Source organism: Sphingomonas sp. Xoc002 (assembly GCF_050408055.1).
Lineage (GTDB): Bacteria > Pseudomonadota > Alphaproteobacteria > Sphingomonadales > Sphingomonadaceae > Sphingomonas > Sphingomonas yabuuchiae.
In genome coordinates, this window is record NZ_CP191175.1 from 1441589 (window position 1) to 1457149 (window position 15561).

Below are 15561 nucleotides of genomic sequence, written 5' to 3' on the forward strand. Positions count from 1 at the left end.
GGCAAGACCGGCCAAGACCGGCGGCAATGGGAGGGAAGGATGAAGATGCTGCGTTCCACCGTGGCCCTGACGGCGATGATCGTATCGCTTTCCGCGGCAAGTCAGGTTTCGGCCCAGCAGGCCGCACCGTCGCCCACCGACGAAGCGCAACTGACCCAGGAGGCGCAGGGACAGCCCGGCGGCCCCACCTCCAACGTCGCACCCGAACCGGCCAGCGCAGGCGACATCATCGTCACCGCCAACAAGCGCGCCGAGAATGTCCAGCGCGTGCCGCTCGCCGTGTCGGTGGTCGCCCCGGCCCAGCTGGCGGCGGCGGGTGTCCGCAACTTCACCGATATCGGCAAGGTCTCGTCCTCGCTGGTCGTCCGCCCGGCCGAACAGCCGCAGAATTCCAACATCTCGCTGCGCGGCGTCGGCACCTTCGCCTTCGGCATCGGCGTCGAGTCGAGCGTCGCGGTGCTGGTCGACGAAGTGCCGCTGGCCTTCCAGGCGCGTGCGTTCACCGACCTGCCCGATGTCGAGCGGATCGAGGTGCTGCGCGGCCCCCAGAGCACGCTGTACGGCAAGTCGGCCTCGGCCGGTCTGGTCAACCTGATCACCCGCAACCCGACCTCGGAACTGCGTATCCGCGCCAATGCGGTGGCGACGACCGATCGCGAGCAGGGCGTCAACTTCAGCGTGTCCGGCCCGATCAACGAGCAGCTCGGCTATGTCGTGTCGGCCGCCTATAACAATTGGGACGGCAATATCCGCAACCTGTTCAACGGCAAGCGGGTCAATGGCCGCGAGACGCTGAACCTGCGTGGCAAGCTGCGCTGGGAGCCGACCGATACGGCCGCGCTCGTCATCTCGGGCAATTACGTCAACGGCAACACCACGGTCGGCCGCCCCTTCCTGGCGTTCGGGCCAAATGCCCGACTGCGCGGCACCGCCGGGCTGACCCCGTCGGTCGTGCTGCCCGGCGTGGTCGTCGGGCCGGACAACCAGACGATCAGCAACAATTACGACTCGCGCACCCGGTACGAGGGCGGCGGCGGCTATATCCGCGGGGAGTTCGGCATCGGTTCGCTGAACCTCGTCACGATCAGTTCCTATGACCGTTTCCACCTGAACGACTATCTCGACCATGACGATACATCGGCGCCCGGCAATCTGGGCAACAACACCCAGATCGGGGTGTTCAATTCCGAGCAGGTGACCGAGGAGGTCCGCCTGCAATCCGATGCCGACAAGCCGTTCCGCTATACGGTCGGGCTGTACGGCGCGAATGTGAAGTTCAATCGCCCGTTCCAGCGCGGGCCGTATTTCTCGCTCGCCAACTGGTACGCCACCTCGCAGTCGCGCCAGGTCGCGGCCTTCGCGCAGGTCGACTGGACGATCGTGCCCGACCTGACCTTCACCGGCGGCGGGCGCGTCCAGAACGAGCGGGTCAGCTACACCTTCCGCGACAATCTGGCGGGCACCGCCTTTGCGGGCCATGCCAGCGACACGGCGGGCACCTATCGCGGCACGCTGCGCTATGATTTCAGCCCGACGATCAACGGCTTCGTGACTTATGCCACGGGCTATAAGGGCCAGACCTACGACCTGACGACCGGCTTCAACCGCAACCGCGCGCTGGCCGGGCCGATCCGCCCCGAACGGTCGCGCGACAAGGAACTGGGCATCCGCAGCCAGTTCCTCGACCGTCGCCTGACCGCCAACGTCACGCTGTTCGACACCAATTACCGCGACCTTCAGGCCCAGACGATCGAGACGCTGGCCGACGGCACGTCCAACTATCGCCTGACCAATGTCGGCAAGCTCAACACCAAGGGCGTCGAGTTCGAAGGATCGATGCGGTTCAGCGACAGCTTCAACCTCGGCGGTGCCGTCACCTATCTCGACGCGAAGTATACCGAGTTCGCCCGCGCGCAATGCTATCCGTTGCAGACGGCGGCGCAGGGCTGCACCGGCTCGCCCGCCAGCCAGAACCTGACCGACACCACCGCGATCCAGGCGCCCAAGTGGAAGTTCAACGCCAATCTGGATTACTCGCCGCGCCTGACCGCGACGACGCGCGGTGTCGCGCAGGTGAACTGGCAATATCAGAGCAGCCTGTATTTCCAGGCACGCGATCCGCAGACTTTCCAGCCCGCTTTCAGCATCGTCAATGTCGGTCTGGGCGTGCGCGAGGAGGATCGCCGCTGGGAACTGGTCGCCTTCGTCAACAACCTGTTCGACAAGCAATATTACGGGTCGCTGGTGAACACGGCGGGCAATTTCGGCAACAATATCGCGACCCAGGCGGTGCTGCCGCGTGACTTCCGCCGCTATGCGGGTATGCGCCTCGGCCTGAACTTCTGATGCGCCGGGTCGGCCTGGGGCTGGGGCTGGCGGCGGCGGCGCTCGCGGTCGCGGCCACGGCGCAGCGGCCGGGGGCGGGGCAGGGCGATGCCCCGGCCCGGCCGCCGGTCGATGCCCCCGAACTCGCCCGGCTGGGCCGCTATCCGGTCGGCGTACAGCGCAGCCGGTTCGTCCAGCCGGGGCAGGCCGATCCGCTTCAGGGCAGGGACCGGCCAGCCATCGTCGATCGCGAGCTGCCGCTGCTGATCTGGTATCCGGCGGCCTCGGCGGGGCGGGGGACCACCTACAAGACCGCCTTGTCCGGCGAGGATGGCCGTGACGTGGCCTTCGACCTGCCCGGCCTGGCCTCGCCCGACCGTCCGGTCGCGGCGGGTCGTTTCCCGCTGGTGATCCTGGCGCATGGTTATGGCAACACACCCGAACTCCTATCCTGGCTGGGTGAAAATCTGGCGAGCAAGGGCTATGTCGTGGTCGCCCCGGCCTTTCGCGATCCGCCGATCAGTATCCGCACCGATGCCGCCCGCGCCGGACCGATCGCGCGGCGACCGCTCGACATCGCCTTCGTCACCGCCGAGGCGCAGGCCCGCGCCGACCAGCATAAGGGCATATTCGCCGCCGCCGATCCCACACGGACCGCGCTGATCGGCTACTCGATGGGTGGTTACGGCGTGCTGACGGTCGGTGGCGCGCCGCTGAACCCGGCCATGGGCAAGCTCAGCCGGGATATCCTCACGCCCTTTGCCGCCGATCGGGCTAGCGAACTGCGCGCGAACAACCTCAAGGCCATCGTCGCGCTCGCCCCCGCCGCCCGCTTCGGCGCGGTGCCGATCTGGACGGGGCAGGGGGTGGGCGCCGTGCCCGTGCCGACGCTGATCGTCGTCGGCGATCATGACCGGGTCGTCGGGCATGAGGCGGTGCGGGCGCTGTTCGACGCACCCGCGCCCGCGCCGCGCTACCTGCTGACCTTCGCCCAGGCCGGGCACAGCATCGCGCTGACCCCCGCACCTCCCGCAATGCGGCAGCGCTTCTGGGACATGGATTGGTTCGAGGATGCGGTGTGGCGCAAGGACCGGCTGCTTCCCATCCAGACTCATTTCATCACCGCCTTTCTGGACCGCTATGTGAAGGGCGAGACGGGCAGGGACGCCTATCTCAACGGCCTGACAGTGCAGTCGGACGCGGGCCGCTGGCCGGACGCGCCGGTCGGCCGGGTGGCGCAGTATAGTCCGGGTCCGCCCGCCTCGACCGTGTGGAAGGGGTTCCAGCCCGGCCGCGCGGTCGGCATGAGTTTCGAATATCGCCCCGCCCCGGCTGGCGATGAGCGGGGGTGCGGTCTAGACTGACGACGAAGGCCGGCGGTCAGGATCGGCCGAATGACGGGAGAGCGACGTGATGGGCAGGACCATTTGGGGATATGCCGTGGCGGGCATGATGCTGGCCACGGGTGCGCCGCTCTTCGCACAGGATGCCGCGCCCCGGCCCGGCCCCGTTCTAGCGTCGGCCGATCTGCGCGACGGGACCGACCTGTCCGGCCCCTGGCATTATTCGATCGACCCGTTCCGTTCGGGGATTTCGGGCTTCCACGGCGGCATGCCCGATAGCGGCCAGCAGCGTTGGAAGGATGTCGACGTTCGCGCCGAAATGGCGAAGGACAGCCGCGTCCTCTACGAGTTCGATCTCCCCCATTCGCCGCTGACCTCGCTGCCGTCGTCCTGGCTGACCCAGGCGCCCGAGCTTCGCCATTATGACGGGTTGATGTGGTATCAGCGGACCTTCGCCGCACCCGCCGTCCGCAAGGGGCGCTATTTCCTCCGTTTCGGCGCGGCCAATTATGCGACCATCGTCTATCTGAACGGCAAGCCGGTCGGAAAGCATGAGGGCGGCTTCACCCCCTTTGCCTTCGACATCACCGGGCTGATGCGCGACGGCCTCAACCAGGTCACGGTCGGTGTCGACAGCCAGGCGACCGAGGCGACGGTGCCGCCGCCCGTCACCGATTGGGAGAATTATGGCGGCATCACCCGCCCGGTCCGGCTGATCCAGACCCCGGATACCTATGTCGACGACGCCTGGGTCCGCCTGACCCGCGACGGTCGCATGGCGGTGGACGTGCATCTCGACGGGCCGCAGGCGGCGAACCGGCCGGTACGGCTGCGCATCGCCGAGCTGGGGCTGGACCGCGCGGGCACGACCGACGCCAATGGCGACTGGCGCGCGACCATGGCCGCCCCTGGTGCGCTGGTCCGCTGGTCGCCCGAGCGGCCCCGGCTCTATGACGTGGCGGTCACGGCGGGCGAGGATCAGTGGCGCGACCGTATCGGTTTCCGCACCATCGAGCGGCGCGGAGCCGATATCCTGCTCAACGGCAAGCCCATCTTCCTGCGCGGCATTTCGATGCACGAGGAGGAACTGGGCGTCGATCCCACCCGCGCCATGACCCCGGCCGCTTCGCGCGCGCTGCTCAGTGAGATCAAGGACGGGTTGCACGGCAATTTCGTCCGGCTGGCGCATTACCCGCATTCCGACGTGACGGTGCGGCTGGCCGACGAACTGGGCCTGATCGTCTGGAGCGAGGTGCCGGTCTATTGGCGCGTCGCCTGGTCCAACCCGGACACGCTGAACCGCGCGCGGACGATGCTGGCCGAGAATATCCTGCGCGACCGCAACCGCGCCTCGATCGCGATCTGGAGCGTCGCCAACGAGACGCCCGTGACCGACGCGCGCAACGTCTTCCTGCGCACGCTGGTCGGCGATGTCCGTCGGCTTGACGACACGCGGCTGGTCAGCGCCGCGCTGCTGGTCGAGCGGGGGGAGGGCGCCGATCATCCCGTGATGACGCTCGCCGATCCGCTGGCCGATGCGCTCGATGTCATGGCGATCAACACCTATAATGGCTGGTACACCCAGGATCGCCTGACCGATCTGGCGCGCAGCGAATGGCGCGTGCCCGCCGACAAGCCGCTGATCTTCTCCGAATTCGGCGCCGATGCGCGGGCGGGTTTCCGCGATCCGGCGAACAAGCAGAAGTTTTCCGAGGATTTCCAGGCCGATTATTACCGCGCCACGCTGGGCATGGCCGACCATGTGCCGACCTTGCGCGGCATGTCGCCCTGGATCCTCAAGGACTTCCGCTCGCCCCGCCGCCAGAACCCCGATTTCCAGCAGGGCTGGAACCGCAAGGGCCTGATCTCCGAAACCGGGCAGCGCAAGGAGGCCTTTGGGGTGCTGAGCGATTATTACGGCACGAAGGCGGGGCAGCGTTAGGCCGAATTCCAAAGGCTTGAGCCCGAAAGCGGGGTGGAGGCGTTAAGCCCGCCATGACCCAGGACGACGAAAAATGGATGCGCATGGCGATCGAGGTGGCGCGGTCGAAAGGCTCCGACCCCTCGACCTCGCCACTCGGCTCGGTGATCGTGCTGAACGGCCGGGTTCTTTCCGCCGAGCGCAACCAGACCGAGGAACTGCCCGACGCCACCGCGCATGCCGAGATGATGGCGATCCGCCGCGCCTGCGAAGGGGAGGGCGAACTCGAACTGCGCGGTGCGACGCTCTATTCGACGCTGCAACCCTGCGGCATGTGCACCATGGCGTCGATCTGGTCCAAGGTCGGGCGGGTCGTCTATGGCGCAGGGCGCGATGACGTCCATCCGATGTATTTCGAGGCACGGCATGTCGACACGCTCGGCTTCATCGCCGATGCCTATCGCGACGACATCGTGGTCGAGGGCGGCTGCCTGCGCGAGGAATGCGCCGCCCTTTATTATCCGCCCGATGCCGACCTGCCCAAGGAGGAACAGGCCAACCTGTAACCCCCGCCTGTAACAGGCCCAGAAATACCCCTTGCACCGCCACCCCAGCTTCCCCTAAGGGCCAACCCCTGTCGGGGAGTGGCGCAGTCTGGTAGCGCGCCTGCTTTGGGAGCAGGATGTCGCAGGTTCGAATCCTGTCTCCCCGACCATCCGCATCCAAGTCTTTGATTTCGCGTCTTAACGACGGCGATCAGGGACGGTTGTACCCACGACTGTACCCCTCGCTGTACCCCTTGGGGTGGCGGAATGGGCTTTTCGAACGTGGGCTTGCGCGGCAGTCGCTATTGGTGGCGCAAGAAAATGACGGTCGCCGGCGTGCGGTTAACGCTGGCGTTACCCATCGGTGCGATGAGCTTTACGGACGCACGGGTTATCGCCTTGCGTCTCGGTTCAGCCCATCTTCCTCCGCTTCTGGCAGCCCCGGCGCATCTTCCGCTTCGACGCGGCAGAGGTCGCCGCCGATGGCGCGGTGCCGGTCGCGCCGATCTCAGCCCGGACCGTCCGCCATTCGCCCGCCAGGATCGCCTGGGCCTGGTCGCCCTTCCTGATCCTGACCGTGTTCGTCACGCTGTGGAGCATCGCGCCGGTCAAGGCGCTGTTCGCCGCCGACGGGCCGTTCGCGCACCTCGTGCTGAAGCTGCACGTACCGTTCCTCGACAAGCTGGTCGCCAAGGTGCCGCCGATCGTCCCGCAGGTCACGCCCTATGAAGCGGTGTACAAGTTCGACTGGCTGTCGGCGACCGGCACCGCGATCATGCTGGCGGCGATCGTCACCATCGCCTTCCTGCGGATGAAGCCGGCGGATGCGGCGCGTACCTTTGTCGAGACGTTGAAAAGCCTGCTGGTTCCGATCTATTCGATCGGCATGGTCCTCGCCTTTGCGTTCCTCGCCAATTATTCGGGACTGTTGGCGACCCTGGCATTGGCATTGGCGCATACGGGATCGGCCTTCACCTTCTTCTCGCCGTTCCTCGGCTGGCTGGGCGTGTTCCTGACCGGATCGGATACCTCGGCGAACGCGCTGTTCGCGGCATTGCAGGCCAATACCGCGCACCAGATCGGCGTCAGCGACGTTCTGCTGGTCGCGGTCAACACCACCGGCGGCGTCACCGGCAAGATGATCTCGCCACAGTCGATCGCCATCGCCTGTGCTGCGGTGGGCTTGGTGGGTAAGGAATCCGACCTGTTCCGCTTCACCGTGCGCCACAGCCTGCCGCTCTGCGCGCTGGTCGGGATCCTCACCACGATTCAGGCCTATCTCGTGCCATGGATGATCCCATGAGCGGGACGTCGAGCGTGTCGGGCCGGGCCGAGGCGGCGATCGAGGAGCTGATCGCCCAGCGCAAATTGCTGCCCGGTGCGCGGCTGCCCTCCGAACGCGCGATGGCGGAGACGCTGGGGGTGTCGCGCAATATCCTGCGCGAGGCGATGAACCGGCTGGCGGCGCAGGGCCGGATCACCATCCGCCCGCGCGCCGGGGCGATCCTGGCCGAGCCGTCCGCGCAATGGACCGAACAGATGATCGCCGAACCGCTGGCCCCGCTGGTCGAGGCCAGTCCGGGCTATGGCCACGACATCTTCGAGGTCCGGGAGTCGCTCGACGGTGCGGCGGCCTATCATGCCGCGCGTCGCGCCGATGCGGTGGACAAGGACCGTATCCGCCGCCGGTTCGACGCCATGGAAAAGCTGCACGATGCGGGCGACGTCGCGGCGGAGGCGCATGCCGATGCCGCCTTCCGCCTCGCCATCGCCCATGCCTCGCGCAACGCGGTGCTGACGCATGTCATGTCCAGCCTGTTCGGACTGCTCCACACCAGCATCTCGCAGAGCCGCGAAAAGATCTACGCGGTACCGCGGACGTTCGAGGCGCTGTCGGCGCAGCACCGTGCGATCATGGATTGCATCGTCGCGGGCGACGCGGACGGCGCGCGCGAGGCCGCCGATGTCCATCTCGAATTCGTGCGCAACACGGTCCGGCGGGTCGAGGACGACCTCGCCCGGTCCGAACGCGCCGCCGCGGCGCGCGACGCCGACCCCTCGCTATAGATTTGGGAACGATCCGATGATCATCTCCGCCACCACCGACTATCGCGAAGCCGCGCGGCGTCGCCTGCCCCCGTTTCTGTTCCACTATATCGACGGCGGGGCCTATGCCGAACACACGCTGCGCCGCAACGTGTCGGACCTGTCCGACGTGGCGCTGCGCCAGCGGGTGCTGCGCGACGTCGCCGATATCGACCTGAGCACGACGCTGTTCGGACAGGCGCTCGGGATGCCGGTGGTCCTCGCCCCCGTGGGGCTGACCGGCATGTATGCCAGACGCGGCGAGGTACAGGCGGCGCGGGCGGCGGCGCATAAGCGGGTGCCCTTCACCCTGTCGACCGTATCGGTCTGCGCCATCGACGAGGTGCAGCGCCAGTCGCCCGCGCCGATCTGGTTCCAGCTTTATGTGCTGAAGGATCGCGGCTTCATGCGCGACGCGCTGGAGCGGGCGCAGGCGGCGGGGGTGGAGACGCTGGTCTTCACCGTCGACATGCCGGTGCCGGGTGCGCGCTACCGCGACGCGCATTCGGGCATGTCCGGTCCCCACGCCGCGTGGCGGCGGATGCTCCAGGCGGTCACCCATCCGCGCTGGGCCTGGGATGTCGGCATCCATGGGCGGCCGCACGACTTGGGCAACATATCGGCCTATCGCGGCACGGCAACGGGGCTGGCCGACTATATCGGCTGGCTGGGCGCGAATTTCGATCCGGGGATCGGCTGGCGCGATCTGCAATGGATCCGCGATTTCTGGAAGGGATCGATCGTCATCAAGGGCATCCTCGACGTCGAGGACGCGCGGGAAGCGGTGCGCTTCGGCGCGCAGGGCATCGTCGTGTCGAACCATGGCGGGCGGCAGCTCGACGGCGTGCTGTCCTCGGCCCGCGCCTTGCCCGCCATCGCCGACGCGGTGAAGGGACAGCTTACGATCCTGGCGGACTCGGGCATACGGTCGGGGCTGGACGTGGTGCGGATGCTGGCGCTGGGGGCGGATGCCGTCATGCTGGGGCGGGCCTTCATCTATGCGCTGGCCGCCGATGGCCAGGCGGGGGTCGCCAATCTGCTCGAGCTGTTCGACCGGGAAATGCGGGTGGCGATGGCGCTGACCGGTGTACGGACGATCGCGGACATCGACTCGACCATCGTCGCACGCTGACGCAGAACGGGACCGGCAAGACGCCGGCCATATCGAAAGGGGATACAGGATGCCGCATCTCGGGCAGCGGACCACGCGAGCCGCCTTGTTTTCCGGTCTGGCGCTGGCGGGAACGACACCCGCCGCCGCGCAAACCGCCGAGGATTATCAGGCGCTGCGCCGCAAGGTCGAACAGTTGCAGCAACAGCTCGACGCGGTGCAGCGCGCGCTCGATGCGGCACGCCCGCCCGTGCAACCGACCCCTGTGGCCGCTGCCGCCGCTCCCGCTGCCGCCGTGCCCGCTCCCGCCACGCGCCCGTCGTCGCAGGACCCGCTGCCGCGTCCGGCGGGGACCCCTTCGATAACGGCCCAAGGGGGTACATCCAGTGTTCCATCGGGCTATGGCTTCCGCATCGGCGATACCAGCTTTCGGATCGCGGGCTTCGTCAAGGGCGACCTGATCTTCAGTCGCTACGGCAATGGCGACACCGCGACCAATCCGCTGGGGCGCGAATTGTCGCTGCCGCAATCGATCCCGGTCGGCGGGCGGCGTTCGGGTATCCTCGCCGATGCCTCGGCCAAACAGTCGCGCATCGCCTTCCAGACCGCGACGCCGGTCGGCGGCCAGACGCTGACGACCTTGATCGAAGCGGATTTCCAGGTCGCCCCGGCGGTGTCCGGCGGCGAGCGGGCGCTCAACCCCTATAGCTTCGGGCTTCGCCGCGCGGTGGCGGGTTATGGCGGCTTCGCCATGGGGCAGGACTGGAGCAACTTCCAATATGTCGCGGCCCTGCCCGAAACCGCCGATTTCGTCGGCGTGACCGACGGCACCGTGCTGGTTCGGCAGATGCTGTTACGCTACAGCCGCCCCATCGGCGGCGGATGGACCGCTTCCGCGTCGATCGAGAACCCGGAGACCGTGTCGGCGATGGCGGGGGCGACCGCTTTGTCGGACAATGACGACGACAGCATCCCCGACCTGACCGGACAGTTGCTCTGGACGGGGAAGGGGGCCAGCCTGTCGGTGACGGGCCTGTTCCGGTCGATGCGGGTCGATCCCGCGACGGCCCGACCGGCGGTGACGGCGCAAGGTTACGGCATATCGCTGGCGGGGATCGCGCCGTTGCCCACCGGCAAGGGCGACGATGTCCGCTTCATGATGACGGGCGGTCGCGGGATCGGGCGCTATGTCGGCGTGAACGTCGCGCCCGACGTGGTCTATGAGATGGCGAACGATCGTCTGGTGCCCGTGCCCTTGATCGCGGGATTTGCCGGTATGCGCCATTTCTGGACCGGCACGCTGCGCAGCACCTGGATGGGCTCGTTCCAGCGGATCTGGAACCCGGCATCGGCGTCGCCCCTGTCGACGCGGCAGGTGTGGGACACCGCGATCAACCTGTTCCTATCGCCGCTGCCGCGCCTCGACATGGGTGTCGAGGCGCGCCTGTCGCATCGCGAACTAACCAATGGAGCGACAGGAACGCTCGAACGGCTGCACTTTACCGTCAAACAGGGTTTCTAAGGCAACGGGGACAAAGAGCAGCTTCGATAACCGCTCGATCCGGTAGCGCCAGTGGTGGGCACCGGGTGGCGTCGGTCGCTCGGAGCCGTCAGGCGTTCGCATAACGGCACGCGATGCGCCGAAAACCTTGGTGCGATGCCCATATTGTGGGGTACATCGCCGCCACGATATCACGAGGTTCAAGTCGCATGATGTACAAAGCCCTGACCATCGCGGCGCTGTTGTCGCCCCTGACCATCGGCGTCGCTCAGGCCGAGCCCGATCCGGGCAAGAAGGCCTGCGTCGCCGAGGCGCGGCGGCTGTGCCCGATGGAGATGAAGTCGATGAGCCGCAAGAAGGTCGAGGCCTGCATGATCCAGAAGATCGATCAGACCTCGCCCACCTGTCACGCCGCGATGCTGCGGATCAAGGCCGAGCGGGAGGCGGCTGCGACCCGGCGCTGAGGCCCAGCGCGCGGTTCTCCGCGCCGATCCGGACATACAGCATCGCCGCGTTCAGGACGGTGAACAGCGCGGCGATGCCGACCAGTCCGAAGGTGAGGGGCAGCACCGCGATCTCGGCGGTGACGACCGCGTAATTGGGATGGCGCAGGAAACGGAACGGTCCCCGGGCGACCAGCGACGCGCCCGGCAGGACGATGATCCGCGTCGTCCAGCGCGGACCCAGGGTCGCCAGCACCCAGATCCGCATCCCCTGCAAGATGGCGAAGACCAGCAGCAACGGCCAGGAAACCGCCCGATCGCCCACGCTGAACCACAGGGCGACCAGCCACGCGCTATGCATCGCGACCATCACCGGATAATGGCTCGCCCCATATTCGCGCGCACCCGCCGCCATCAGCCGCGCGGTGTTGCGCCGGGCGATGACCAGCTCGCTCAATCGCTGGAGCGTGACGAACGCCATGATGGCATAGGGCAGGATCATCGATTGCACTCCAGGACCAGCGAAGACGCGGTAAAGCCCGGTCCCAGGGCGCTCAGCAGAGAGCGGGGCGGCAGGCCTTCCCGGCGATAACGGTCCAGCACGAACAGCACGGTCGGCGCGGACATGTTGCCATGGTCGTGAAGGACCGTGCGCTCCTGCGCCAGTGCACCATGCTCCAGGCCAAGGGCGCTCTCCAGCGCGTCCAGCACGCGCGCGCCGCCGGGATGGCAGATGAAACGGTCGATATCCGACAGCGCGAACCCCTGCGCCTTCAGCATTCCGGTCACGGCCTGACGCATTTCGCGCTCGACAAAGGTGGGGATCGCGCGGTTCAGGACGACCGCCAGCCCCGTCTGCTCGGTGCGCCACCCCATGATGTCGAGCGTGTCGTTCCACGTGTTTTCCGCGCTGCCGACGATCTGGGCAAAGCCTTCGCCGCCGGTTCGCAGCAGGCATGCCGCCGCGCCGTCACCGAACAGCGCGGTGGAGATCAGGTCGGCCTTGTCCGCGCCGTTGGTTCTCAGCGCCAGGCTGCATAGTTCGACCGTGACGAACAGCACCGTCGCGCCCGGCCGCGCGCGCGCCAGATCGGCCGCGAGCGCCAGCCCGGTGGCGCCGCCGGCACAGCCCAGGCCGAAGACCGGCACCCGCCGTACGTCGTTCCGGAACGACAGATGCGCCATGGCCCGCGCCTCCAGGCTGGGCGTGGCGATCCCGGTCGAGGAGACGGTGACGATGGCATCGACGTCGCCAGCCTCCAATCCGGCCTCCTCCAGCGCACCACCGGCGGCGGCTACGAACAGGTCGAGCGCGACGTCGAGATAGGCCGCGCTCCGCTCTTCGAACGAGCGGGGCGTGCGATACCAGTCGAGCGGCATGGCCAGTTGGCGCTCGGCGATGCCCGCATGGTCGAAGACGGGCGCCAGCCGATCGAAATCGGCGAAGCGGTCGCCGATCAACTCTCGCGCCGTGGCGAGGGCCTGATCCTGGGACAGTCGATGATGGGGCGTGCGGGTCGCAAGCGACAAAAGGGCAACCGGTAGAGACATGCACCGTCCGAGTAGCCGGCCAACCGGCGGAAATGGATACCGGAGCGCAACGATCCGCGTCGCGGCTTGTTCAACCTGTCGAAAAATACACGATAGGGTCGACGGATGGCAGGCGAAGCGACGATATGACACCCGCGACCGCATCGCCCGCTCCCGAGCCGCAGACGGCCGGGCTGGCCGCCTGGGCAGGCTTCACTTTCATGTGCCTCGGCATGTTCATGGCGATCCTGGACGTGCAGATCGTCGCGACCTCGTTGCCGACGATCCAGGCGGCGTTGCGCATCGCGCCCGACCGGATGGTCTGGATCCAGACCGCCTATCTGACCGCCGAGATCGTCGCGATCCCGCTGACGGGGTATCTGACCGACGTGCTGGGGATGCGGCGGCTGTTCGTCGGTGCGGTCAGCCTGTTTACGCTGGCCTCGATCGGGTGCGCGATGAGCGGCAGTTTCGAGAGCCTGATTTTGTGGCGGGTCGTGCAGGGCTTTTCGGGCGGCACGTTGATCCCCATCGTGTTTTCCGCCGTCTTCCTGCTGTTTCCGGTGCGGGTGCAGGGGCTGGCGACCACCATCGCCGGGGTGGCCGCCGTTCTGGCGCCGACCATCGGGCCGATCGTCGGCGGATGGGTGACCCAGTCCTTTTCGTGGCACTGGCTGTTCCGCATCAACATCGTGCCGGGTATCGTCGCGGCACTCGGTGTGGCGTGGCTGTTGCGCGGCCAGGCGGCGGTCGAGCGATCGGGCACGCGCCGCAGCATCGACATCGTCGCGCTGGTCCTGCTCGCCGCCGCCCTCGTCGCGTTACAGATCGGGTTGAAGGATGCGCCGACGCGCGGCTGGGGCGATGCGCGCGTGCTAGGCCTGTTGGCTGCCTTCGTGACCTGCGGGATCGGCTTCGTCGTGCGGACATGGCGTGCGGCGGTGCCGCTGGTCGAACTGCATTGCTTTGCCGACCGCAATTTCGCGATCGGATGCCTGTTCAGCTTCGTCCTGGGGTTCGGCCTGTTCGGCTCGACCTATCTGATGCCCTTCTTCCTGGGACTGGTGCGTGAACATGGCGCGCTGCGCATCGGCGAGATCATGCTGGTCACCGGCATCGCTCAGTTGGTGAGCGCGCCCATCGCCGTCTGGGCCGAGCGGCGGGTCGATCCACGCTGGCTGACCGCCTTCGGCTTCGGCCTGTTCGCGATCGGCCTGCTGATGAGCATGAGCCAGACCGCACAGACCGATTTCCACGCGATGATCCTGCCGCAGGTGGTGCGCGGCGCGGCAATCATGTTCTGCCTGTTGCCGCCGACCCGCATGGCGCTGGGCCGGTTGCCGCGCACGTTGGTCGCCGATGGCAGCGGGCTGTTCAACCTGATGCGCAATCTGGGCGGTGCGGTCGGACTGGCACTGGTCGACACCATGATCTTCAGCCGTGCCGCGACCGAGGGGCGCCATATCGCCAGCCGCCTTCGGGCGGGTGACCTCGACACGGCGCTGCGTATCGGCATTCCCAAGAACGCCTTTTTGGAACAGCGCGGCCAGCCGCTCGACGATTTCGCCGTCGAGATGGTGCGGCCGCTGGTGGAAAAGGCCGCGCTGGTCCCCGCCGTCAACGCGGCCTGGGCGATGTGCGGGGTGCTGACCGCCATCGTCCTAATCGCGGTACTGTGGGTGCGGCGTACTCCTGTCGAATGACACGGAGTATCCGCCCCCTAAAAGTCCGAAGCCCTTCCCATCATCGATCGGGGTCGACACCGGCGTCGCTGGACGCATTGCCGATCAGTATCTCCATGGCGTGACGGGCGGCCCGTCCGTCGCCTTCGATCAGGGCGGCGTACACCGCGTGATGATCCGGCATCGGGTCGCGATACTGGCGACGCTCGTCCCTGGCGAAACGGGTCGTCCACTCGACCGCCGCCGCGATCGAAGAGGACAGGGTCATCAACGGCTCGTTCCTCGTGGCTTCCAGGATCGTCAGGTGAAAGGCCTGATCGGCCGCCCGCCCGGCGGGGTCTAGCAGGCCATAGCGCTCCATCTCTCCCAGGGCGTGGCCCATGCGTGCCAGCTGCCGCTCGTCACGCCGCCGGGCCGCGAACATGGCGGCGGACGGTTCGACGATGCTGCGCAGTTCGAAGATGCTGGCGATGAAATCGGGCGTCGGCCCTCCCTCGAACATCCAGCCCAGGACATCGAGGTCCAGCATGTTCCACCTGGCCCGTTCGGTCACCCGCGTGACGCTCTTCACGCGATTGACGATAAGGCCCTTGGCCGCGAGGATCCGCAGCGCCTCGCGATAGGCCCCGCGTGAAACGCCGTTCTCGCTGCTGTAGCGTTCTTCGCTGACGAGCGGGGTGCCGGGGGCCATCCTGCCGCTCACGATCGCCACCCCCAATTCATGGGCGATCCCCCCGCGTACGTCCGTCGGGCGGCTTTTGCGAACGAAGTCGGGTGCGTCATCGGCAGTCATATCGTCACCATGGTGATGACGGCCGGTATGCGTCAAGCGCGACCGCCGTCGGATCCAATGTCTAACAAGATCGCAAACGAATAAAGGTCGATAAAGTCCCGATTCTTTGTCGTTGTGAAATCTAGTACTACAAGTTATGGTTGCTGCATAAGACGGTTCGGTGCTGCTCGGGGAGAGGGGCTATGGCGAGGCAGGGGATAGGTGTCGCGCAACTCAGGGCGATCATGCGAAACGGAAGCGCATCGCTTCGGTTTGCGGCTCGCACGGCGTCGGAAAGCACGA

General features: G+C 67.1%; 13 protein-coding genes and 1 tRNA gene. 11 read left to right on the forward strand and 3 right to left on the reverse strand.

The window, feature by feature from the left end:
* The first annotated feature begins 39 nt into the window (after positions 1 to 39).
* From ACQR50_RS06575 to ACQR50_RS06620, 10 genes are all read left to right on the forward strand, one after another.
* Complete coding sequence (locus ACQR50_RS06575) at positions 40 to 2346, forward strand: TonB-dependent receptor (RefSeq protein ID WP_428970276.1); 2307 nt, start codon at positions 40 to 42, stop codon at positions 2344 to 2346.
* On the forward strand, positions 2346 to 3689 hold the full coding sequence (locus ACQR50_RS06580; RefSeq protein ID WP_428970277.1) for an alpha/beta hydrolase family protein: 1344 nt from the start codon (positions 2346 to 2348) through the stop codon (positions 3687 to 3689). The genes ACQR50_RS06575 and ACQR50_RS06580 overlap by 1 nt, the downstream gene beginning before the upstream one ends.
* Before the next feature lie 49 nt (positions 3690 to 3738).
* The gene (locus ACQR50_RS06585; RefSeq protein WP_428970278.1) at positions 3739 to 5610 is read left to right on the forward strand and encodes a glycoside hydrolase family 2 protein; all 1872 of its coding nucleotides are present in this window, start codon (positions 3739 to 3741) and stop codon (positions 5608 to 5610) included.
* Positions 5611 to 5663: 53 nt separating this feature from the next.
* Positions 5664 to 6155 carry a nucleoside deaminase gene (locus tag ACQR50_RS06590; RefSeq protein WP_428970279.1) on the forward strand — a complete coding sequence of 164 codons (492 nt, stop codon included), beginning with the start codon at positions 5664 to 5666 and terminating at the stop codon, positions 6153 to 6155.
* 72 nt (positions 6156 to 6227) lie between these two features.
* A tRNA-Pro gene (locus ACQR50_RS06595) sits at positions 6228 to 6304 on the forward strand.
* Positions 6305 to 6582: 278 nt separating this feature from the next.
* Entirely contained in the window at positions 6583 to 7437 is an 855-nt protein-coding gene (locus ACQR50_RS06600) for an L-lactate permease (RefSeq protein ID WP_428970656.1), read from the forward strand.
* The gene (locus ACQR50_RS06605) at positions 7434 to 8201 is read left to right on the forward strand and encodes an FCD domain-containing protein (RefSeq protein WP_428970280.1); all 768 of its coding nucleotides are present in this window, start codon (positions 7434 to 7436) and stop codon (positions 8199 to 8201) included. The genes ACQR50_RS06600 and ACQR50_RS06605 overlap by 4 nt, the downstream gene beginning before the upstream one ends.
* A gap of 16 nt (positions 8202 to 8217) precedes the next feature.
* The gene (gene lldD / locus ACQR50_RS06610; protein WP_428970281.1) at positions 8218 to 9351 is read left to right on the forward strand and encodes an FMN-dependent L-lactate dehydrogenase LldD; all 1134 of its coding nucleotides are present in this window, start codon (positions 8218 to 8220) and stop codon (positions 9349 to 9351) included.
* A 49-nt stretch (positions 9352 to 9400) separates the two neighbouring features.
* A complete protein-coding gene (locus ACQR50_RS06615; RefSeq protein ID WP_428970282.1) occupies positions 9401 to 10852 on the forward strand; it encodes a porin in 1452 nt (483 codons plus the stop codon).
* A gap of 188 nt (positions 10853 to 11040) precedes the next feature.
* The gene (locus ACQR50_RS06620; protein ID WP_056432684.1) at positions 11041 to 11295 is read left to right on the forward strand and encodes a hypothetical protein; all 255 of its coding nucleotides are present in this window, start codon (positions 11041 to 11043) and stop codon (positions 11293 to 11295) included.
* Here ACQR50_RS06620 and ACQR50_RS06625 read toward each other — a convergent pair.
* The gene (locus ACQR50_RS06625; RefSeq protein WP_428970283.1) at positions 11258 to 11776 is read right to left on the reverse strand and encodes an isoprenylcysteine carboxyl methyltransferase family protein; all 519 of its coding nucleotides are present in this window, start codon (positions 11774 to 11776) and stop codon (positions 11258 to 11260) included. The genes ACQR50_RS06620 and ACQR50_RS06625 overlap by 38 nt on opposite strands.
* A complete protein-coding gene (locus tag ACQR50_RS06630) occupies positions 11773 to 12825 on the reverse strand; it encodes a type III polyketide synthase (protein WP_428970284.1) in 1053 nt (350 codons plus the stop codon). The genes ACQR50_RS06625 and ACQR50_RS06630 overlap by 4 nt, the downstream gene beginning before the upstream one ends.
* Before the next feature lie 125 nt (positions 12826 to 12950).
* On the opposite strand from ACQR50_RS06630, the gene ACQR50_RS06635 reads away from it, so the two are divergent.
* Positions 12951 to 14507, forward strand: coding sequence for a DHA2 family efflux MFS transporter permease subunit (locus ACQR50_RS06635; RefSeq protein WP_428970285.1), 1557 nt, complete (start codon positions 12951 to 12953; stop codon positions 14505 to 14507).
* Positions 14508 to 14547: 40 nt separating this feature from the next.
* Here the strand turns inward: ACQR50_RS06635 and ACQR50_RS06640 are convergent, their stop codons facing one another.
* Positions 14548 to 15279: a FadR/GntR family transcriptional regulator gene (locus ACQR50_RS06640; RefSeq protein ID WP_428970286.1), complete on the reverse strand. Its 732-nt coding sequence runs from the start codon at positions 15277 to 15279 to the stop codon at positions 14548 to 14550.
* Positions 15280 to 15561 lie beyond the last annotated feature (282 nt).